This is a genomic window from Rhizobium sp. CRRU65 (assembly GCF_048551595.1).
Classification (GTDB): Bacteria; Pseudomonadota; Alphaproteobacteria; order Rhizobiales; family Rhizobiaceae; genus Rhizobium; species Rhizobium leguminosarum_J.
In genome coordinates this window covers 627406-646446 of sequence record NZ_JBLYZH010000001.1, presented here as the reverse complement: position 1 = coordinate 646446, position 19041 = coordinate 627406, and the positions used below count along the sequence as shown (strand labels likewise).

The 19041-nt window shown below is 61.0% G+C and carries 20 protein-coding genes; 8 read left to right on the top strand and 12 right to left on the bottom strand.

All coding sequences use genetic code 11. The features are described from left to right. The first annotated feature begins 123 nt into the window (after positions 1–123). Genes ACM5SV_RS03035 through ACM5SV_RS03025 form a run of 3 tightly spaced genes read left to right on the top strand, consistent with a single transcriptional unit; the run spans position 124 to position 3114 of the window. Positions 124–831: a GntR family transcriptional regulator gene (locus ACM5SV_RS03035; RefSeq protein WP_017996039.1), complete on the top strand. Its 708-nt coding sequence runs from the start codon at positions 124–126 to the stop codon at positions 829–831. Positions 832–878: 47 nt separating this feature from the next. Further along, entirely contained in the window at positions 879–1766 is an 888-nt protein-coding gene (locus tag ACM5SV_RS03030) for a dihydrodipicolinate synthase family protein (RefSeq protein WP_017996038.1), read from the top strand. A 1-nt stretch (position 1767) separates the two neighbouring features. Then, a complete protein-coding gene (locus tag ACM5SV_RS03025) occupies positions 1768–3114 on the top strand; it encodes an NAD(P)/FAD-dependent oxidoreductase (protein ID WP_128438752.1) in 1347 nt (448 codons plus the stop codon). Between the two features lie 95 nt (positions 3115–3209). Here ACM5SV_RS03025 and ACM5SV_RS03020 read toward each other — a convergent pair whose 3' ends face one another. After that, on the bottom strand, positions 3210–3674 hold the full coding sequence (locus ACM5SV_RS03020) for an Lrp/AsnC family transcriptional regulator (RefSeq protein ID WP_003562274.1): 465 nt from the start codon (positions 3672–3674) through the stop codon (positions 3210–3212). A 125-nt stretch (positions 3675–3799) separates the two neighbouring features. On the opposite strand from ACM5SV_RS03020, the gene alr reads away from it, so the two are divergent. From alr to ACM5SV_RS03005, 3 genes are all read left to right on the top strand, one after another. After that, a complete protein-coding gene (gene alr, locus ACM5SV_RS03015; protein ID WP_419425031.1) occupies positions 3800–4933 on the top strand; it encodes an alanine racemase in 1134 nt (377 codons plus the stop codon). Between the two features lie 30 nt (positions 4934–4963). Further along, positions 4964–6214 carry a D-amino acid dehydrogenase gene (locus ACM5SV_RS03010; RefSeq protein WP_419425030.1) on the top strand — a complete coding sequence of 417 codons (1251 nt, stop codon included), beginning with the start codon at positions 4964–4966 and terminating at the stop codon, positions 6212–6214. A gap of 84 nt (positions 6215–6298) precedes the next feature. Continuing rightward, positions 6299–7321, top strand: a complete 1023-nt coding sequence (locus tag ACM5SV_RS03005; protein ID WP_222005392.1) for a helix-turn-helix transcriptional regulator — start codon at positions 6299–6301, stop codon at positions 7319–7321. An 83-nt stretch (positions 7322–7404) separates the two neighbouring features. Here ACM5SV_RS03005 and ACM5SV_RS03000 read toward each other — a convergent pair whose 3' ends face one another. Then, on the bottom strand, positions 7405–8739 hold the full coding sequence (locus tag ACM5SV_RS03000; protein ID WP_419425029.1) for an aspartate aminotransferase family protein: 1335 nt from the start codon (positions 8737–8739) through the stop codon (positions 7405–7407). Between the two features lie 143 nt (positions 8740–8882). Between ACM5SV_RS03000 and ACM5SV_RS02995 the strand changes: the two genes are divergently transcribed. Beyond that, positions 8883–9431, top strand: a complete 549-nt coding sequence (locus ACM5SV_RS02995) for a cupin domain-containing protein (protein ID WP_017996032.1) — start codon at positions 8883–8885, stop codon at positions 9429–9431. Here ACM5SV_RS02995 and ACM5SV_RS02990 read toward each other — a convergent pair. From ACM5SV_RS02990 to ACM5SV_RS02955, 8 genes are all read right to left on the bottom strand, one after another. Then, entirely contained in the window at positions 9428–10210 is a 783-nt protein-coding gene (locus ACM5SV_RS02990; protein ID WP_128406614.1) for a pyrroline-5-carboxylate reductase, read from the bottom strand. The two genes, ACM5SV_RS02995 and ACM5SV_RS02990, sit on opposite strands and share 4 nt — an antisense overlap. 313 nt (positions 10211–10523) lie before the next feature. After that, the gene (locus ACM5SV_RS02985; protein WP_017996030.1) at positions 10524–11108 is read right to left on the bottom strand and encodes a TadE/TadG family type IV pilus assembly protein; all 585 of its coding nucleotides are present in this window, start codon (positions 11106–11108) and stop codon (positions 10524–10526) included. A gap of 1 nt (position 11109) precedes the next feature. Further along, positions 11110–11640, bottom strand: a complete 531-nt coding sequence (locus ACM5SV_RS02980) for a TadE/TadG family type IV pilus assembly protein (RefSeq protein WP_017996029.1) — start codon at positions 11638–11640, stop codon at positions 11110–11112. Beyond that, positions 11637–13022 (bottom strand): TadE/TadG family type IV pilus assembly protein, encoded by a 1386-nt coding sequence (locus tag ACM5SV_RS02975; protein ID WP_032996855.1) that lies wholly within the window; start codon positions 13020–13022, stop codon positions 11637–11639. Before ACM5SV_RS02975 ends, ACM5SV_RS02980 begins: the two co-directional genes overlap by 4 nt. Positions 13023–13404: 382 nt before the next feature. Beyond that, positions 13405–14118: an RNA polymerase sigma factor gene (locus ACM5SV_RS02970; protein WP_017996027.1), complete on the bottom strand. Its 714-nt coding sequence runs from the start codon at positions 14116–14118 to the stop codon at positions 13405–13407. 46 nt (positions 14119–14164) lie between these two features. Then, positions 14165–14491 carry a cupredoxin domain-containing protein gene (locus ACM5SV_RS02965; RefSeq protein ID WP_003562258.1) on the bottom strand — a complete coding sequence of 109 codons (327 nt, stop codon included), beginning with the start codon at positions 14489–14491 and terminating at the stop codon, positions 14165–14167. Between the two features lie 9 nt (positions 14492–14500). After that, positions 14501–15022: a DUF4142 domain-containing protein gene (locus tag ACM5SV_RS02960; protein WP_017996026.1), complete on the bottom strand. Its 522-nt coding sequence runs from the start codon at positions 15020–15022 to the stop codon at positions 14501–14503. 140 nt (positions 15023–15162) lie between these two features. Further along, positions 15163–15510, bottom strand: a complete 348-nt coding sequence (locus ACM5SV_RS02955; protein WP_012755246.1) for a DUF488 domain-containing protein — start codon at positions 15508–15510, stop codon at positions 15163–15165. A gap of 289 nt (positions 15511–15799) precedes the next feature. On the opposite strand from ACM5SV_RS02955, the gene ACM5SV_RS02950 reads away from it, so the two are divergent. Then, on the top strand, positions 15800–16648 hold the full coding sequence (locus ACM5SV_RS02950; RefSeq protein ID WP_419425028.1) for a hypothetical protein: 849 nt from the start codon (positions 15800–15802) through the stop codon (positions 16646–16648). Between the two features lie 123 nt (positions 16649–16771). On the opposite strand, the gene ACM5SV_RS02945 is transcribed toward ACM5SV_RS02950, so the two are convergent. Beyond that, the gene (locus ACM5SV_RS02945) at positions 16772–18217 is read right to left on the bottom strand and encodes an aldehyde dehydrogenase (RefSeq protein WP_221975151.1); all 1446 of its coding nucleotides are present in this window, start codon (positions 18215–18217) and stop codon (positions 16772–16774) included. A 23-nt stretch (positions 18218–18240) separates the two neighbouring features. Next, entirely contained in the window at positions 18241–19026 is a 786-nt protein-coding gene (locus ACM5SV_RS02940; protein ID WP_221975150.1) for a coniferyl-alcohol dehydrogenase, read from the bottom strand. Positions 19027–19041: the final 15 nt, after the last annotated feature.

Below are 19041 nucleotides of genomic sequence, written 5' to 3'. Positions count from 1 at the left end.
GCAACTTTTCCTGACCCGAACCTTCTTTCTCGCTGACTGGGCGAGCGGATTCGATTCCGGAGTCTCAAGAAATTCTTGACGTCTATCTTATGTCTACATAATGTCTTTCAAAAGGATTATGAGATGGACGATGAAATTATCTCCGAGGTCGGCAACCCCGACCGTAAAACGAATCTAAGCCTGACGCTTCGCAGACGCATCCTGACGATGGAACTGCCGCCGGGTGCGGTACTGGACGAAGTGGCGCTGAGCGAGGAGTTTGGGTTGTCCCGACCGCCGGTTCGCGAGCTGATGCGACAGATGGCTGGCGAAGGCTATATCGAGCTGGAAGCCAACCGTGCTGCGCGGGTCAGTTCGATGAGCTACCAGTCGCTGCATGACTTCTTCCTTCTTGCGCCGATGATCTACATCACCGCCAGCAAGCTGGCGGCCGAGAACGGAACGCGCGGGCAGCTCGACGTGCTCAAGCAGGTTCAGCAATCATTTCGAAAGGCCGTCGACAATTGCGACGTCGAAGGGCGCGTCTTCTACAACGACCAGTTCCACCGCCAGATCGGTGAGATGGCGCACAACGTCTATCTGGTTCCGAGCCTGCGGCGACTGCAGATCGACCATGCGCGCATCGGCAAGGTTTTCTACAAGCACCCGAACACGCCTCGCATGCAGGAAGAACTCGAGCTCGCCACGCAACAACATGATGAGATGATCGAAGCCATCGGGAAACGCAATCCCGACGCAGCCGGAGAACTGGCGCGGCTTCACCTCGAGCTTTCACGACGAAACATGGCCATGTACGCGGCCCCGGAGGGGCTGGAGACGCCGACCCTCTAGGACCTTTGGCTCGACCCTTCGACAGCCTAACGCAGGACACCAAACGAATGTCTGACTTCCAGTTTCCAGGCCTGAATCTTGCCATTACCACGCCGTTCGACGATGCCGGACGCATCGACTACGGCAGGCTCGAATACAATGTCGAGCGCTATCTCTCAGCGGGCGTCAGGAGCTTCCTGTTCAGCTCCGGCACCGGCATGCACGTCTATCTTTCCAAGGAGGAATCCGAGGAGCTGATCCGGCGCGGAGCGCAGATCGTCAATGGCCGGGCGAAGGTGATTGCGCAGACTTCCGCGCTTCTGGTGGAAGACGTCGTCGAACGCACGATCCGCGCGCGCGACGCCGGCGCCGAAGGCGTTATGGTTCTACCGCCCTTCTTCGAAGGGCCGACCGACGACCTAGACATCGTCGATTTCTACAGCGAGGTTGCGAAGGCCGGTCTTCCGGTGATTGGCTACAACGTTCCCCAGGCGGTCGGCGTCGCCGTCACGCCCGAACTTCTCGACAAGCTGAGCGAAATCCCCGGCTTTTGTGCCGTCAAGGACAGCAGCGGCGATCTTGGAAAGCAGGCAGCACTTATCCGCACCGGCCGTTTCGTCATGAACGGCGCTGACCCTCTCGTTCCCTATGCGCTCTATGCCGGATGCGACGGCCTGATCTGGGGTGGGGCGAACTTCGCTCCGAAAACCTGCGTCGCCCTCGTCGAGGCCGCCGCCGAGCACAAGTGGGACGAGGTTCGCGCGCTCTGGAAAATCTTGGAGACGTCGATGGGGTTGATCTGGGAAGGCGATTACGTGCAGTCCGTCTATGCGGCGGCGGATCTGGTGGGCTACGGCGCCGGCGTTCCGCGAAAACCGCTGCGGGGGCTTGCCCCCGAAAAGCTTCCGGCCATCCGGCGCTCCCTCGAAACGCTCATGGAGCGGGAAGCGATCTGACGTGACCCAGGCCGCAAGGAATGTCTTCGTCGCTTCCAGGCTGCCGAAACGCGCAGGCGTTTCGGGCTGGGTGGCCATGCTTGCGCCCCGCACGCCACGGCCGGCGCTGACCGGACCGGTCATTGCCGACGTCGCGATCATCGGCGGTGGTTTCGCCGGCCTTTCCGCGGCCCGGCGCATCTCACGTTTGGACCCGGCCGCGCGGGTCGCCGTCCTTGAAGCGGGCATTGTCGGCGAGGGGCCAGCGGGCGCGAATTCGGGCTTCATCATCGACCTGCCGCACGAGGTCTCGTCCGACGATTTCAGCGGAGAGTCGGAGGCCAGGTTCAGGCAATCCGTGCTCATTCAGCGCTCGGCCATCGCTCTGGCGACCGAGATGGCGACGGAAGATGGCTGGGGCAAGGAGGTGTTCGATCCCTGTGGCCGATACAGCGTCGCCATTAGCGCGGAAGGCGACAAGCACCTCGATGACTATGCGCAGCAGCTCACGAACATGGGCGAAGACCATCGGCTCCTGAGCGCCGGGGAGATCGAGGCAGTAACGGGATCGCCGGTTTACACCTCCGGTCTGTTCATGCCCGGCACGATCATCGTGCAGCCCGCCGCCTACATTCGCGCGGTCGCCGACTGCCTGAAGGAGCCTGTCACCCTTTACGAGCGGACGCCGGCGCTCTCGTTCGAGCGCTCCGGTACGGGATGGCTCGTCAAGACGCCGCAGGGTTCCGTGCAGGCGGCAAAGATCATCATGGCAAACAATGGACATGTGGAGAGCTTCGGCTTCTTCCCGCAACGCCTGCTCCACGTCTTCACCTACGCCTCCCTCACCGAGGCGTTCGACCCCTCGCGCCTCGGTGGAGAGCGGAAGTGGGCCGCCACTCCCGCCCTGCCGATGGGAACGACCGTCCGCCGCATCAGCACCGGCGCCGGCGACCGGATCCTGGTGCGCTCGCGCTACAGCTATAATCCGAGCATCGCAGTCAGCGACGCCGCGATCCAGCGGGCCGGCCGCCTCCACGACGGCAAGTTTTCAAAACGCTTTCCCACCCTTGGCGGCGTCGGGATGCAGTATCGCTGGGCCGGCGCGATGGCGCTCACACGCAATCATGTTCCGGCATTCGGCGAGATCGAGCGTGGCGTATTCGCGGCATGCGGCTGCAACGGCCTTGGAGCGTCGAACTCGACAGCATCAGGGATCGCGGCTGCGGAGCTGGCGCTCGGACATGATTCCGAACTCGGCCGCGTCTACGCGCGCCTGGCTGCCCCGACGGCATTGCCGCCGCAGCCGTTCACGACGATCGGAGCAAAGATCCACCTCGCCTATCGCGAGTGGAGCGCAGGATCCGAGTGACGAGGGGTCTCCAGTCTGCGCCAGCGCCGAAGTTGACGATACAGCGAGGCTGGTCATGCGCGCGATCCGGCTGGGTGTGCGGGTGGTATCGCGGTTCAGCGCCGGCCCCTCGTGCGCGTCGCCAGGACATTGCGGATCGAGAAGCTGGAATGAATCCTGAGGACACCGGGCAAGGTCGACAGGATCTCCTTGTGGATCCGCTCGAACTCGCCGGCATTGGCAACCTCCACGCGCAGCAGATAGTCCGAACCGCCCGTCATCAGAAAACATTCCCGGATCTCGGGATGCCGCCGGACTGCCGCCTCGAGGCGGTCGAGATAGTCTTCTGTTTGTCGTTCGAGAGTGATGTTGATGATCACGGCGATCATCTCATCCGCATTGCCGGTGTCTACCAGCACCGTATAGCCGCGGATCACGCCTGATTTTTCCATGATCTTGATGCGCCTGAGGCAGGCCGAGGGAGAGAGACCGATTTCGGCGGCGAGCTTGGCATTGCTCATGCGGGCATCAAGACGCAGCAGTCTCAGAATATTGCGATCGATCGCGTCGAGGGCAGCCATGGTGGATCATTCCAAATTGTGATTGATTATGCGAATATTTAGCAAATCATGCAATAATCGATTGCTGAATGGCCGGCAATTTCGCTCATTCTTTCATAAACTCCTGAGATCGAAAAGGGGTGGACATGGATAGCGATATTTTGGTTTCCCGCACACGCATTGCGACGACCACGCAGGGAGCCACGGGCTATCTGACGATCGATCTTGCCGCCCTTGGTCGTAACTATCGCAAGCTCGTATCGATGCTGGCGTCGGTCCGCGCCGGCGCCGTCGTCAAGGCCGACGCCTATGGCCTTGGCGCCGAGCGGGTCGGAAGAACGCTTTACAGTGAAGGTTGCAGGCACTTCTTCGTCGCCCAGTTTGTCGAGGCCTTGAGGCTCCGGCCGGCCCTTGCGCACGATGCCCAGATTTTCGTGCTGAACGGCTTGCAGCCGGGTAACGAGATCGCCTGCGCCGAGATGGGCGTCGTTCCGGTTCTCAATTCACTGGCGCAGTGGCGGCAATGGTCGACGGCTGCGCGCATTCTGAAGCGCTGCCTGCCAGCCGTCCTGCAGTTCGACACCGGCATGTCGCGGCTCGGTTTTCCCGAGGAGGAAAGGGCGGAGCTGGCGGCAGCCCTTAGCGGCAGCACCAATGTCGAAATCCTGTTCATCATGAGCCATCTGGCTTCGGCCGATGACATGGATAGCAATCAGAACGGCGAGCAGATTGCCGAGATGTCCCGCATCGCCGACGAGTTTCCCGGCTTCGACATTTCCTTCGCCAATTCCGGCGGCGTTTTCCTAGGCGACCCCTATCACGGCGTACTCGCCCGCCCCGGCATCGCGCTTTATGGCGGCGCTCCGAACGCCGGCGAGAAGAACCCGATGGAGCCGGTCGTCAGCCTCAATGTCGCCGTCGTGCAGACGCGCACCGTTCCGGCGGGTGCAAAGGTCGGCTATGGCGGCGCGCATGTGACGCAACGGGAAACGCGTCTCGCCACCATTGCAGCCGGCTATGCCGATGGTCTGCCGCGATGCCTCGGCGACCGCGGCGCCGTCTATTTCAAGGGAATCCGCCTGCCGATCGTCGGCCGCGTGTCGATGGACAGTGCGACCGTCGACATATCAGCACTGCCCGAAGGGGCGCTGACCTTCGGCAGTCTCGTCGAGGTGCTTGGCCGCCATCAGACGCTCGAGGACATCGCCCGCGATGCCGGCACCATTTCTTACGAAATCCTAACGGGCCTGGGCGATCGTTACGACAGGCAATATCGCTGAGAGCCGGCGGCTCCAATCATTGGGGACATCATGAAGGTCATCGTTCTAGGAGCCGGCATCGTCGGCGTCACGTCCGCTTATCAACTGGCCAAGGCCGGCCATGAGGTCACGGTCGTCGACCGGCAGCCTGGTCCGGCGCTGGAGACGAGCTTTGCCAATGCCGGCGAAGTCTCCTTCGGCTATTGCTCGCCATGGGCGGCACCCGGCATTCCCATGAAGGCCATGAAGTGGCTGTTCATGAAACATGCGCCGCTCGTCCTGCGACCGAAACTCGACATGGCCATGCTCTCCTGGATGGCCAGGATGCTGTCGAACTGCACCTCCGAGCGCTACGCGATCAACAAGAGCCGCATGCTGCGCCTTGCCGACTACAGCCGCATCGCGCTGGCTGATCTTCGCGCCGAGACCGGCATCGCCTACGACGAACGCATGCAGGGAACCCTGCAGCTGTTCCGCACGCAGCAGCAACTGGAGGCCTCGGCAAAGGATGTCAAAGCGCTGGCTGCCGACGGCATTCCCTATGAGGTGCTGGATCGGGACGGCTGCATCCGCTTCGAGCCGGCGCTGAAACATGTGCGCGACAAGATTGTCGGCGGTCTGCTGACGCCGAAGGACGAAACCGGCGACTGCTTCAAGTTCACCAACGCGCTGGCCGCCAAGGCCGAGGCGCTCGGTGTCCGCTCCGTTTACGGAACGACGATCAAGGCACTGGATGTCGAGGCCGGCCGGGTGCGCGGAGTCATCACCGATCGTGAGCGGATGAGCGCGGAGGCTGTGGTGGTTGCGCTCGGCAGCTATTCGCCGCTGCTGCTGAAGCCGCTCGGCATCAGGCTGCCCGTCTATCCCGTTAAGGGCTATTCGCTCACCATCCCGATCACCGAGGCGTCACGGGCGCCGGAATCGACCGTCATGGATGAGACCTACAAGATTGCGATCACCCGGCTCGGCGACCGCATCCGGGTCGGCGGCATGGCGGAAATATCGGGCTATACCAACGATCTCGGATTGGCTCGCCGCAGCACGCTGGAACATTCTGTCACCGATCTCTTCCCCGGCGGCGATGTTTCCAAGGCCTCCTTCTGGTCCGGCCTGCGCCCGATGACGCCTGATGGCACGCCGGTCATCGGCGCGACCAAGGTCGCCGGCCTCTTCCTCAATACCGGTCACGGCACGCTCGGCTGGACCATGAGTACCGGTTCGGCCAGGCTCATCGGCGATCTCGTCAGCGGCGGCCAGCCGGAAATCGACGTGAGAGATCTCGCAATCAGCCGCTACGGTTGACACCGCCCGGCAACGCAAAAAAAGAGACGAACATGATTGCGAAAATCCATTATCACTTGTGTACATCGTCTTTCGGGGTCACGAATGTCCGTTAATTCTCATATACATAACGATGGCAGCCTCGCCCAACAGCTGGCGATGCAGAGCATGTTGTTTCGGGAAACGGCGCACAGTGGAACGGACCCGGATGAGCTCTCGGTAGTATTGTCGACGCCAAACTCCCCGATCAAGGTTGTGGCGGAAGGCAATATGCCGATTGCATACCACTGCAATTTCGTCTCCGTCGGAGAAGAGGTAACCGTCGCCGACTGTACCTACGAAGGCACAATCCTGATCAGGCGGGAAGCGCCCAGCGACAGGATGATCGTTTTTCTACCGATGGCAGGGAACGCATCCTTCGAAGGCATGCGGGAGCAAATATATTCTGTTCCCGCCCGTGGCACGATCCTTGAGGCAGGTCGTGCCGCGGGTGCTCGCCTGTTCGGCCCCCGCCGTCATTTCGGCCTGTTCGTCGGCCAAGCCAAGATCACCAGCCACCTCACGCATATGTTCGAGAGAACGATCAGCGGCGACGTCGATTTTCATCCTCACATCGATCTGACGACCGGTCCGGGGCTTGTATTGCAGCAAATTGTCTCGAGCCTCCATCGCGGCCTCAGCGGGAACGGACCGCTGCAGCGGTCGCCGCTGGCTGCCGGTTCGCTCTGCGACGCGGCGATCTATCTGCTTCTGGAGACCTGCCCCAATCGTTATTCGAACGAGCTTGCGCTGCCTGCTCCGGCGCCGGCCCCGCGCCATGTGAAATGGGCCATCGACTTCATGCAGGAACACGTCGCCGAGCCGATTTCGCTCAACGATATCGCGATGGCAGCCAAGGTCAGCGTTCGGACTTTGCAACAGGGTTTCCGGCAATTCAGGGATACGACCCCGATGTCCTATCTGCATGACCTTCGGATGGCCGCCGCCCATCGCGATTTGCTGGAATCCGATGGGAAGCAGGTCATCGCCGATGTCGCGCTCAGATGGGGATTTACGCATCTCGGGCGATTTGCAGCCGAATACAGGAAGCGTTTCGGCCAACTGCCGTCACAGACCTTGAAGCGCTGAGCTCTATGTCGGCGTGCCGGATGGCTCGTCGACGATGGACCAGACGTCCGATCGCCGACGGGAACACCACGTCGGATGCGGATCTATGCTGCGCGCTTCAAGGCATCGCCGAGCATCGAGACGATCGTGTCGATCTGGTCTTTCTCGATGATAAGCGGCGGAGAAAGCGCGATGATGTCGCCGGTCACCCGGATCAGCAGGCCCTTTTCGAAGCAGTCGACGAAGATGTCGTAGGCGCGGGTGCCCGGTGCTCCGTCCCGGGGAGCCAGTTCGACCGCTCCGACCAGTCCGAGATTGCGGATGTCGACGACGTGAGGCAGGCCATTCAGCGAATGAAGGGCCTCCTGCCAGTATTCGGCGAGCTCGGATGCGCGCGTCAGCAAGCCTTCTTCCTCGTATATCTCGAGCGTAGCGAGCCCGGCTGCGCAGGCGACCGGATGGCCGGAATAGGTATAGCCATGGAAGAGTTCGATCGCATTTTCCGGTCCGACCATCAGGCCGTCATAGACCTTGCGGCTGGCAAAGACCGCGCCCATCGGGATCGTGCCGTTGGTGATGCCTTTTGCCGTGGTGATCAGGTCGGGCACGACGTCGAAGTAGTCGGTCGCAAAAGGGGTGCCGAGACGCCCGAAGCCGGTGATGACCTCGTCGAAGATCAGCAGAATCCCGTGCTTGTCGGCGGTTGCGCGCAGCTTCTCCAGATAGCCCTTCGCAGGCAAGACGACGCCTGCTGATCCCGACATCGGCTCGACGATGACAGCCGCGATGGTCTCGGCGCCGTGCAACTGCACCAGGCGCTCGAGATCGTCCGCCAGTTCGACGCCGTGGGCGGGGAAGCCCTTTGAAAACGCATTGCGCCCGATGTCGAGCGTGTGGCGCATATGGTCGGCCGGTATTTGCGGGAAGACCCGCCGGTTGTTGACGAGACCGCCGACAGAAATGCCGCCGAACCCGACGCCATGATATCCCTTCTCGCGCCCGATGATCCGTGTGCGGGTGCCCTGGCCGATCGCCCGCTGATAGGCGATGGCGATCTTGAGCGCCGTATCGACCGATTCCGAGCCTGAGCCGGTGAAGAAGATCCTGTCGAGCTTGGCGTCAGGACCGCCCGGCGCGTTCGCAGCCAGTTTTGCAGCGAAGTCGAAGGCGATCGGATGCCCCATCTGAAAGGTCGGCGCGTAGTCGAGGGTTGCAAGCTGTCGCTCGACGGCTTGGGCGATCTTCTTGCGGCCGTGGCCGGCGTTGCAGCACCAGAGCCCGGCCGTGCCGTCAAGCACCTGATGTCCATCGATGTCGGTGTAGTACATGCCCTCTGCGGCTGCGAGTAGCCGCGGCGTGGCCTTGAATTGCCGGTTCGCGGTGAACGGCATCCAGAAATTTTCGAGTACGGGCGCGTTCGTTTTGCTGAGCTGGTCCATCCTGGCCTCCTTTGGGATGGCGCCGAGAATGGCAATTTCTTCCTTTCAAACAAGTCCTTTTCTTTGTCGGTGCAAGCTATTGAAATTCAATGGTTGGAAGGATATTAATTTGGATATTCTGGACAACACAAACGGGTAGCATCATGTCAGTCGATATCGGCAACCGCCTTCGCTATCTCCGCATCGCCCATAAGCTTTCCCAGCGTGAGCTCGCCAAGCGCACCGGCGTGCCGAACTCGACGATCTCGCTGATCGAATCGAACGCCTCCAACCCGTCGGTCGGGGCTTTGAAGCGAATTCTGGACGGTATCCCCATCGGCCTGGCGGAATTCTTCGCCTTCGAGCCCGAGCGTCCAAGGAAGGCCTTCTATGCGGCCGAGGAGTTGGTGGAGATCGGCAAGGGCGCCATTTCCTACAGGCAGGTTGGAGAAAACCTGTTCGGGCGCAGCCTGCAAATACTCAAGGAATGTTACCAGCCGGGCGCCGATACCGGAAAGGTTCCGCTTGTTCACGAGGGGGAGGAGGGCGGGATCGTGCTCTCTGGAAGGCTCGAGGTGACGGTCGACGACGAGCGGCGTATCCTTGGAGCGGGTGACGCCTACTATTTCGAAAGCAGGCGCCCGCACCGCTTCCGCTGCGTCGGACCGGTGCCCTGCGAGGTCATCAGCGCCTGCACGCCGCCGACGTTCTAGTTCTTGCCCTCGATGCGGGCAAGCACGCCATCGAGTGCGGCGGTCAGCGCGGCAAGGCCGCCCTTCTTCTCGAAGTCTGAAAGAACCTGCTCGTTCAGTCCTCCCTTGGTCGCGAATTCGCGGCTCAGCGCGCTGAACGGTTCATTGCCGGGGCTGTTCGCTTTCTGCGCGAGGCTTGCAAAGAGCGGCGCAATGTAGGCCTGTCCCTTCGCCTTTTCGAGGCCGCTTCTTTCCAGCCAGACGGCAACTTGCTCCATGATGCCGAAATAGGTCGACATCATTGCGCTCGCTGCCGCGAGAAGATCATATTCCTTTCTGGACTGGCATTGGACGGCCGTTCCGAGCGTGTCGAAAAGCGCCGCGACGGCGGTATCAGGCGGATAGATGGCGGTGACGCCTTGCCGGCCGGCGACGAAGGGCAGGGGGATCGCCTGCACCAGATGCACGTCGGCGCCAATCCATTCGGAGAGGGCCTGGCGCTCCGTCGCCGCAACGAGGCTGACGACCATTTGGCCATCCCTGAACGATAGCGCGCGCACGACCTCCTCGGCGACCTGCGGCCGTATCGCCAGGAACACCATGTCGCTGCGTTCGACGACGTCCTGATTGTCCTTGGCAATTCTGACGGCGGCGAATTCTTCTGCCAGCGTCGCGGCGATGTGAGCGCTTCGTGGAGAAACGTGAATTTCGGAGGCATAGGCCGGCTCAGTCAGAAGGCCGCGAACCATGGCCTCGGTAATTGCGCCGGTTCCGACGAAGCCGATACTGTCGATTTTCATTTGATTACTCCGCAGCCCGCAGCGGGCCTAACGCGACATAGGCCAAGCCACATCGCCTACAACACGACAAAGGCGACCGTTGCCACCTCCAAGCCAGTACCCCGCGACTATGCACCCGACAGGGACCGGGTCAATGCCGTCTACGTCACATCCGGGGTCACGCGGTTCTGCGGTCGGATGAGCGGAAGCCGTGGTTGGAAAGGGCCGGTCGAACGCGGTGGCGATATGCCGGACCTGGAGACGATCAATCGTGGAGGACTATAATGATAGTCGCAGCTGTGGGGCCTCCAGGCGATTGCGACAAGCCTGGAGCTTATTTGTAAGTGATCTTGTCGCCGACCCTCGGGCGATTGAAGTAATGGCGATCGAAGCTGTAGCCATTCTGCCCGGTGAAGTTTGAAAAGAACGCCGAGACCGGCGTCGTCAATGTGTACTGCACCCTGGTCAGCACCACCTGCACGCCATCATCCTGGATTTCCGAAGGGACCTCGATTGTACTCGCCGCGCCGGAGTTAAGGGCGGAGGTGTTGAGTGCTGCAGACCAGTTGACCGTCGCGCTGCCGCTCTTGGCGATATCGTCCACCGCGACGGTGATCGTCAGCCCTGTCGTCTCATAGGGCTGCAGGATGAAGCTGGCGCCAGAGAGAAGCTTGGCGACGTCGGACTTCGTCCAGGAGCCCTGCTGTGAAATCATGTCGCCTGTGGAGGAGGCAATCTCGTCTATCTTTCGGCTGACCGTGAGCGCATGGCCGAGATCGACGGTGCCGAACAGGAGCATCACCAGGATCGGCAACACCAGCGCGAATTCCACACCCGAAGCCGCTGACCGGTCTCGCACGAGATGACGGGTGCGGGATCGGGCGAAGCGGAAGAAGGACAGGCTCCGTTTCATGATCATCTCAGAAAGGCTCGTTGCGGAACAGAACGGAAGATCCGAGCAGGTAGCGGCCGTCGGAAAGCTTGGCGCTCGAAAGGCTGAAGAAATTGACGACGGCTGTCCATGGCAGGAACGTCTGAACCAGGATGTAGTCGCTGCCTTTGCCGATGTCATAGGTCTCGGTGACCGTGAGATTGCCGCTGTCGTCGATGGGGTCGGTGCTGGCGGCCGACGAGAGGTCGGAAAGCACGATCACCTTGACCAGCAGACCGCTGGAGCAGCTGAAGGACAGAAGCATGTCGTTGCAGATTCTGGTCTTGAAATCGGCCAGCGTGATCTTGGAGGATGCAACCTCGCCGGTGCGGATCATTCGGGAGATCTTGTGCACGGACGCGTCCAGCGCCGAGTTGACGAAGAACATCAGCGACACTTCGATAATGCCGAATATCATGATGAAGAGCGGCAGAGCCAGGATCGCAAATTCGATCGCAGCGACCCCTTTGCGATCGCCGAACAGGCGGCGCAACGATGCGAAGCGTTTCCCTCGCCTCATTGGGTCAACCGGACGGATGCGAGATATTGGGTGAAAAGCGCCGACAGGCCTGCGGTGATCTCGGTCGATGACGATGCTGATAGGAACAGGCTCTTGGACGATGCGCAGTCGGAAAGCGCATAGGGGATGTAATCCCGTCTCGTGATGCTGGTCGACACGCCACTTTGCATGATGCCACCATAGGTGCCTTTCCAGTTGGCGCTGGCCATGGTCGAACCGACAGTTGCGTTGTAGCCCCAATCCGACGTGAGCGGCAGGTATTCGGTATAGAGCACCGCCATGGTGGCGGACTGGTCTTTGAGGTAGGCGCACCAGGCTGGATTGAGCGGCGCCACCTTGTTCCAGTACGTCCCGGAAATTGCCTTGTTGTTCGACCATGTGACCTTGTCGGTCACCCATTCGCGCTGCGATTGGACGCCGTCCGTCAGCAGGAGAACCAGCTTGAGCGGCGAGTTCGAGGCCGTCCCGTCCCCGCCCGTGCCGACTTTCTGTTTGAGCGTTGCCAGGGAGACGTCGAAATAGGTGGCTGCCTTCGAGGTCGCGCTGGTGAGGCCGTAGCTTGCGTCCGCGAGGCGGTTGCGCGCCGTGTCCGTGCTGAGCGTCGGGGCCAGAACTTCCGTAAGGGTATCGCCGAGGCTATATAATCCGACCTTGATGCGTTGATGATTGCTGTCTGAGGTGTCGATCAGCGCAAGCACGTCCTTGACGGCATCACCGGCGACGTCGGCGCGCAACTTTATGTTCTTGGCAGTGCTGTATTCGTAATTGTTGTTGTATGTCTTGTTGCCGATTTTGTGCGCGTCGCCCGTGTGGCAGGCGAACTGGCAGCCGATGCCGGAATACATGGTCGCCTGGCCGGCCGTTGTTGCCGCCAGAAGCATCGACGGGGATGTGTCGATGACGATATAGACGTTAAGATAGGAGGTGGCCGGCCCCTTGACGGCGCTTGCCACGCTGACGTCAACGGTGTCGATGTTGGCGATCTTCATCAGCGTCGTCGGAACCGTGCCGCTGGCTGTCGCCGTGATCTTATGGTTTGATGTGTCAATGTTGATGTCGCCAAGCGTATAGCTGTTTTCCACCTGCGCGTGGAACCAGTCGGAAACCTTTTGCTTGAGGGCGACGGCGTCGTCGGTATCGATCTCTTTGACTGCGGCGATCAGCGCCGTGTCCAGGTCGCTCTGCATCCTCTGGCGGACATTGTAGGTCCTGATGTAGTCAAAGCTCGCGCCGACCGCGACGATCATCGGCACCAGGGTGAGGGCAACGACGATCGCGACATTGCCGCCCCTATCCCTACCGAGACCACGAAGGGTTTGGAAGACCCGAGCAAGTGAATATGAAAGACCCGAGCGCAAAAAGACCACCGTCAAATAAGTCATACTAATATGCAAGAAGTATCCGGATTGCTTAAGTCTCTGTTAATTATTGTATTTTCCGCCACAAAATGGCCGTCGCCGCGCTATTTCCTGCGCAAATTGTATATGTCTGCGAATTATGGATAGGCGCGGAACGACATCGCATGGCCTTTCACGCTGAGCGGATCGCATACGTGCGGCCGGAAGTGGGCACACGCCCGGCCCTCATCCGCGACCTCTCCAGCGTCATCATTCAACAGCCTTAGCTGTCCAAGCGGAGATCCGCACGTTCGGCAGCATGTTCTTCTAATTTCCACTGCTCTTGCGCCGGAGACCTGACCGACGAAGCGGGCCGAGCTCGAGACGCTCAAGGCCGGAGGATTTATCCCGTCAATAGTGCGAGACATCATGACATCTCGTTGCCAAGGGCGGCGATGACGCGGTCGGCCATGAAAGCGCAACGGACGCCGTCGAACGGGAAGAGGGCCGAGAATGCGCCGGAGAGCTGTTTTTCGATGGACTGGCGCATCATCCTGCGCGCCCGGTGCAGCCGGGTCTTGGCCGTTTCGGGTCTTATGCCGAGATACGAGGCAGCCTCCTCCGTGCTCATGCCTTCGACATCCCGCAGCACGAACACGGCGCGAAAATCGTCCGGGAGCCCGTCGACCGCATTTTCGAGGAGATGCCGCGCCTGGCTCCTGGACAGCTCGGTTTCCGGATCAGTTGCGGACAGGGAAGACGGAAACTGTAACACTTCGCCACCCGGCGCCGTCGTCTGCATGTCGATTTCCTCGAGTCCGGTGGTGTTCCTTCGGGCCCGCACACGGCTGAGCGCCTCGTTGAGGGTAATGCGGGTCAGCCATGTCGAAAGTTGCGCCTCGCCCCGGAATGTCGCAAGACTGGTGAAGGCCTTGATATAGGCGGCCTGGACGATGTCTTCCGCCTCCGCATCATTGCGGATGACGGCGCGCGCCGTCCGGAACAGGCGCTGATTGTGACGTTGAACGATGGCGCGGATGGCGAGCTCGTCGCCTGCTTTTGCCAAGAGCACGAGATCGGTGTCGGACAGTATCGACATCTGCTGCCGGTGTCGCTCGGCCGTAACCGGAATGGCTGTCATAGGGAGTCCTCCGCCCCGCTCGCCAGTCTTTCGATTGGAGCCCGGCCTATGGCCGGACGTCCAGCTTGCCCGTCATGGCGGGATGAAAGCGACAATAGAAATCGACCGCTCCCGCTTGGGCGACCGTCATGCGGGCTTCCGATTTCGGCGGCAGGTCGATATCGAAGCTCTTGTCGCGAGCGGTTGCCGTGTGCCGGAATATATCATCGTTTCGCCAGACGATCACATCGCCGACACGCAGCTCGGCAGGCGGCGAGCCGAATTTCATGCCGGTGATGGTGATCTGATAGTCGGCCGCCGAGGCAACCCCGTTGCCCGCCCAAAGCAGTGCAGACAGCAGCGGGAGCCGTAGCGATTTCATCAGCGAGCCCATTCCTCAAGCCTATTTGATCATGGAAGCCAGATGCTCGGCATGCATCTGGTGCTCCTTGAATAGCGTCAGGCCCGTTTCCAGCAGCGACTTGAGCTCTTTATTCTCAGCCGACGGGATCAAGGTGTTGGCAAGCGCGTCGTTGACCGACTTGTGATAGGCGACTTCGTTTTCGACATAGGCCTTGTCAAACGCCGCGCCGTCGAGCGCCTCCAGCGTCGTCAGTTCCTTGGTCGCCTGTGTCGACAGGGACTGGCTGACTGCGTTGTCTTCGGGCGTCACCTTCAGCTTCTTGACGAGGGCGAGCGCCTTATCATTGACGGCCTTGTGGTCGCGCTCCATGGTTTTGGCGAATGCTATGACGTCGGCATTCTTGCTCTTCTTCAAAGCCTGCTCTGCCGCGGTGACATCGATCTGCCCCGCCGTATAGGCGATGTGGGCGATCTGAGGATCGGTCGGCTTGGCATCGGCGGCGATCGAAGCGGTGCCGAGTGAGGCCGCCATTAGGGTGGCGCCGAGAATTCGTTTCAACATGATCTGTCTCCCTTGTGTCGTGGCCGAATGTCTTCCGGCAGCAACGGTGATGCGCCTTGGGAAGCGAACATTGGATGCAGATCGAGCGAAAAGGTTCCCGGAAATTTCGGGACCCAGAGAAACAGCTTGTCACCGACGCGTCAGTCTTTGCCGAGGAAGCGCTGAAGCACGATGGCATGATTGTGGGCCATGTCTTTTGCAGCGTAGAGAAGCGTCACGTCCTCTTGTCGGATCTGGCGTTTCAACTCCTCGACGGAGGATGGATTTTTCTCCAGCTCGTTTTGATACCGGCGCTGGAACTCGGTCCATTTGGCCGGATCATGGCCGAACCATCGGCGTAGCGCCGGGCTTGGTGCGATATCCTTCAGCCAGATATCGACTGCCGCATCTTGCTTGCTCAACCCGCGCGGCCATAGCCGGTCGATCAGGATGCGCGTGCCGTCCTTGTCGTCTTTCGGCTCGTAGATTCGTTTGAGGTGCAAGGACATTTGTTCACCCGACATAAGTTCGAAAGCCAATCTAGACGAATACGCGTGACGGGGTTTTGGTTCCGGGCTCGAGCCCGCGGCTCGACCGGGTGGGTGGCACAGGCAGCCATCGCACTCAACTTAGGAATATAGGTTGTCGGTCGGCCACAGATGAACGCCTCCGATTGCTGTAGCATTGTCGCGGCCAACTGATGCTCTTCGGTCCTTGGCCGCTGATATTTTTCGATTCTCCCAATATTGCCAAATGTCACGTTTCGAATATGCCTGTGGCTTTGCGGAGGGATTTGCATTGACGCAGCTTTCGAACGCCCGCGCTTCATTCTTCGAACTGATCGTTCTGATCGGACTCGGCGTTGCTGTCAGCGCTCCAGCGGCATCGGCGGGCCAGAACCAATGCGCCGGCCGCGCCTCAGACATCATCCGTCTTGCCTATCCGGGTGCCAAAAACGCCGACGACGCTTTTCTGTTTGGGGGCGCAACCATCACATTGCCGACAGACGACAATGTCGACGGCGATCCGCGTCGGGTGAATTGCCGGATCTGGCCAGCTCAACCGCAACTGACCCTTGTTGCTGTCCCCTTGATGACAGAGCAGTCGGATTCGGAAAACGAGGGGGACATCGAACTGCTCGTGGTCGACAGCACCAATCTTCATGTAAAGCAGCGCCTGCGTCTTCAGGGACTTATGTCCGACGATGCCATTCATGTAGAAAGCGTCGCCTTCGATACCGCACGTTATCAACTCGCTCCTGGGAAAACGGCTTTTGGATTGCGTGTTACGCTGGAAGGTAGTTCGCGCGCCAATCCATTCGGCGAAACGACCTTATGGCTCTTCTCAGTTGACGCTGATGGGCTGAAGCCGGTTCTCGACAATATTGTCGCCAGCGAGAACCACGGAGAATGGGATACCGCCTGTGCCGGTGAGTTTGATGAAACCACGCGCACGCTTTCAATGGGTTCACCAGCAAAAGGCGTGTTTGCCGATATAGTCGTAGCCGAAAAAACGACCACTTCCGTTGCCACTGTCGGAAAGGATGGTGATTGCCAGAGCGAAGATAAAACGACGATTGGCAAACACCGGCTGCGTTACGACGGAGCGAAATATATCGTTCCCAAAGATCTGAAGCGCGATGACTAAGAGGATGTTTGTCCAGGCCGGTGATGGCCGCAATGACCGGGACAACTGCGATAGAGCGCCGCGTGTCCGACAGGACGCTCTATCGCTTGAATTGGCGCGATCTGCCCTTCGCCGCTGTCGACGTCAGAAAGGATAGTGCTGGGCGGAATCCTCGACCGTGATCCAGCGCAGGTCGGTGAATTCAGCGATTGCCGCCTTGCCGCCGAAGCGGCCGTAGCCGCTGCCCTTGACGCCGCCGAAGGGCATTTGCGCCTCGTCGTTTACCGTCGGGCCATTGATGTGGCAGATGCCGGATTCGATCCGCGCCGCAACCGCCATTGCCCGCTGGACATTGCGGCTGAAGACGGCGGATGACAGGCCGTATTCGGTGTCGTTGGCGATGCGGATGGCTTCTTCCTCACTGGTAACGCGAATGATCGGCTTGACCGGGCCGAAGGATTCTTCCGCATAGACGCGCATCTCGGGCGTGACATGATCGAGCAGCGTCGCCTCGACCACGGTGCCCGAGCGTTTGCCGCCGGCCACGAGCTTTGCACCCTTGGCCGTCGCATCGGCAATCAGCTCTTCCATTTTCCTCGCCGCATCGAGGCTGATCAGCGAGCCGAGAACGACGTGGCCACGTGGGTCGCCGGCCGGCAGCTGGCTGGCGCGGGCGGCCAGTTTGGCGACGAACTGATCGGCGATCGTCTCGTCGACGATGATCCGCTCGGTCGACATGCAGATCTGGCCCTGATGCATGAAGGCGCCGAAAATGGCGGCGTTGACGGCACCGTCGATATCGGCGTCGTCGAGGATAACAAGCGGCGCCTTGCCCCCGAGTTCAAGAAGGGCGGGTTTGAGATACCTGCCGCAGGTCTCGGCGATGATCTTGCCGACCTTGGTCGATCCGGTGAAGTTCACGCGCCTGACGGCTGGATGGGCAATCAGCGCGGTGACGATCTCAGGCGCGTCCTCCGGCGCGTTGGTGAGGACGTTGATGACGCCGGCCGGCAGGCCCGCTTCGGTCAGCACGGTGGCAATCAGCCGGTGGGTGCCTGGGCATTGTTCGGATGCCTTGAGCACGACGGTATTGCCGCAGGCGATCGGCATGGCGATGGCGCGGGTGGCGAGGATGACCGGCGCGTTCCAGGGAGCGATCGCCAGGCAGACGCCGGCGGCCTGGCGAACGCCCATGGCGAGCGTGCCGGCTTTGTCGGAAGGGATGATTTCGCCTGATATCTGCGTCGTCATGGCGCCGGCCTCGCGCAGGATATTGGCGGCGAGCATGACATTGAAACCAGCCCAGGGTGCGGTTGAACCGGTCTCCTCGATCATCAGTCGGGTAAACTCGCCGACTTTGGAATCCATGATATCGGCGGCCTTCATCAGGATCGCGCGGCGCTGGCCGGGGCCGGTCTTCGACCAGGCGCCGAAGGCAGCGGCGGCGGCATCGACCGCAGCGGCAGCATCGTCCAGGCTTGCCGCGGCGGCGCGGCTTGCGAGCTTCTCGGTGAAGGGATCGATACGATCAAAGGTCCGGCCGCCGGAGGCTGCGCGGTCGGCGCCGTTTATGAGGAGGGAAATATTCATCGGAGGTCTCCTGGGGACAAGAACTAGAAGCCGAGGACTTCGGCGTTGATGGAAGCTTCGAGGCCGCCGTCGACGGCAAGATTGGCGCCGTTGATCCAGCGTGCGCCATCCGAGCAGAGGAAGAGCACCGGCGGCGCAATATCGGCGGAGGTGCCGGCGCGGCCGACGCGGGTGATGTCGCTATCGACCCTGGCATCGCCGAGCACGGCGCGGAACTGCTTGAGGATCGGCGTTTCCACCGGTCCGGGGCTGACCGCATTGACCCGGATGCCGCGGTTTTTGAACAGCGGCTGATGGGCTGCCCGCATGGTCCAGAGCAGTAGCAGCTCCTTGGAGAGCGGGTAGCCTTCCTCGTCCTTGAGGCCGTGTTCGGCGACGACCGCCGCCACCTCGGGAAAGCCTTCGATTGATGTCAGCGACTTTGCCCGCTCGAGGTTGGCGCGCCAGCCGTAGCCGGCGATCGAGGCGACGTTGACGATGGCCCCACCTTCGCGCAGGCGGGGCGCCACGACTTCCGACAGGGCGCGAAGGCCATAGAAATTGACGGCGAGCGTCGAGACGACACCCGTGTTGCCGGAAAGGCCGGCGACATTGGCGAGCGCGTCGAGGCGCACCGGAAGCTGCGCGACGATCTCGGCAACGCCTGATGCCGTGGACAGATCGCCCTTGATGAAGGCGGCACTTCCACCCACCGGTTCGCGCACATCGACGCCGATGACCTCGGCACCCATCTGGCCGGCCAGCTCCGCCGTGCGGGCGCCGATGCCGGATGAGACGCCAGTCACCAGGATTGTTTTACCAAAAAGCATCAACGTCACCTTTCG

What these genes read in the sequence shown, in the direction of transcription:
- ACM5SV_RS03035 (WP_017996039.1), top strand. Translation starts at nt 124, where the DNA reads ATGGACGATGAAATTATCTCCGAGGTCGGCAACCCCGACCGTAAAACG.
- ACM5SV_RS03030 (WP_017996038.1), top strand. Translation starts at nt 879, where the DNA reads ATGTCTGACTTCCAGTTTCCAGGCCTGAATCTTGCCATTACCACGCCG.
- ACM5SV_RS03020 (WP_003562274.1), bottom strand. Translation starts at nt 3,674, where the DNA reads ATGGCTGCCCTCGACGCGATCGATCGCAATATTCTGAGACTGCTGCGT.
- alr (WP_419425031.1), top strand. Translation starts at nt 3,800, where the DNA reads ATGGATAGCGATATTTTGGTTTCCCGCACACGCATTGCGACGACCACG.
- ACM5SV_RS03010 (WP_419425030.1), top strand. Translation starts at nt 4,964, where the DNA reads ATGAAGGTCATCGTTCTAGGAGCCGGCATCGTCGGCGTCACGTCCGCT.
- ACM5SV_RS03005 (WP_222005392.1), top strand. Translation starts at nt 6,299, where the DNA reads ATGTCCGTTAATTCTCATATACATAACGATGGCAGCCTCGCCCAACAG.
- ACM5SV_RS03000 (WP_419425029.1), bottom strand. Translation starts at nt 8,739, where the DNA reads ATGGACCAGCTCAGCAAAACGAACGCGCCCGTACTCGAAAATTTCTGG.
- ACM5SV_RS02995 (WP_017996032.1), top strand. Translation starts at nt 8,883, where the DNA reads ATGTCAGTCGATATCGGCAACCGCCTTCGCTATCTCCGCATCGCCCAT.
- ACM5SV_RS02990 (WP_128406614.1), bottom strand. Translation starts at nt 10,210, where the DNA reads ATGAAAATCGACAGTATCGGCTTCGTCGGAACCGGCGCAATTACCGAG.
- ACM5SV_RS02985 (WP_017996030.1), bottom strand. Translation starts at nt 11,108, where the DNA reads ATGATCATGAAACGGAGCCTGTCCTTCTTCCGCTTCGCCCGATCCCGC.
- ACM5SV_RS02980 (WP_017996029.1), bottom strand. Translation starts at nt 11,640, where the DNA reads ATGAGGCGAGGGAAACGCTTCGCATCGTTGCGCCGCCTGTTCGGCGAT.
- ACM5SV_RS02975 (WP_032996855.1), bottom strand. Translation starts at nt 13,022, where the DNA reads ATGACTTATTTGACGGTGGTCTTTTTGCGCTCGGGTCTTTCATATTCA.
- ACM5SV_RS02970 (WP_017996027.1), bottom strand. Translation starts at nt 14,118, where the DNA reads ATGACAGCCATTCCGGTTACGGCCGAGCGACACCGGCAGCAGATGTCG.
- ACM5SV_RS02965 (WP_003562258.1), bottom strand. Translation starts at nt 14,491, where the DNA reads ATGGGCTCGCTGATGAAATCGCTACGGCTCCCGCTGCTGTCTGCACTG.
- ACM5SV_RS02960 (WP_017996026.1), bottom strand. Translation starts at nt 15,022, where the DNA reads ATGTTGAAACGAATTCTCGGCGCCACCCTAATGGCGGCCTCACTCGGC.
- ACM5SV_RS02955 (WP_012755246.1), bottom strand. Translation starts at nt 15,510, where the DNA reads ATGTCCTTGCACCTCAAACGAATCTACGAGCCGAAAGACGACAAGGAC.
- ACM5SV_RS02945 (WP_221975151.1), bottom strand. Translation starts at nt 18,217, where the DNA reads ATGAATATTTCCCTCCTCATAAACGGCGCCGACCGCGCAGCCTCCGGC.
- ACM5SV_RS02940 (WP_221975150.1), bottom strand. Translation starts at nt 19,026, where the DNA reads ATGCTTTTTGGTAAAACAATCCTGGTGACTGGCGTCTCATCCGGCATC.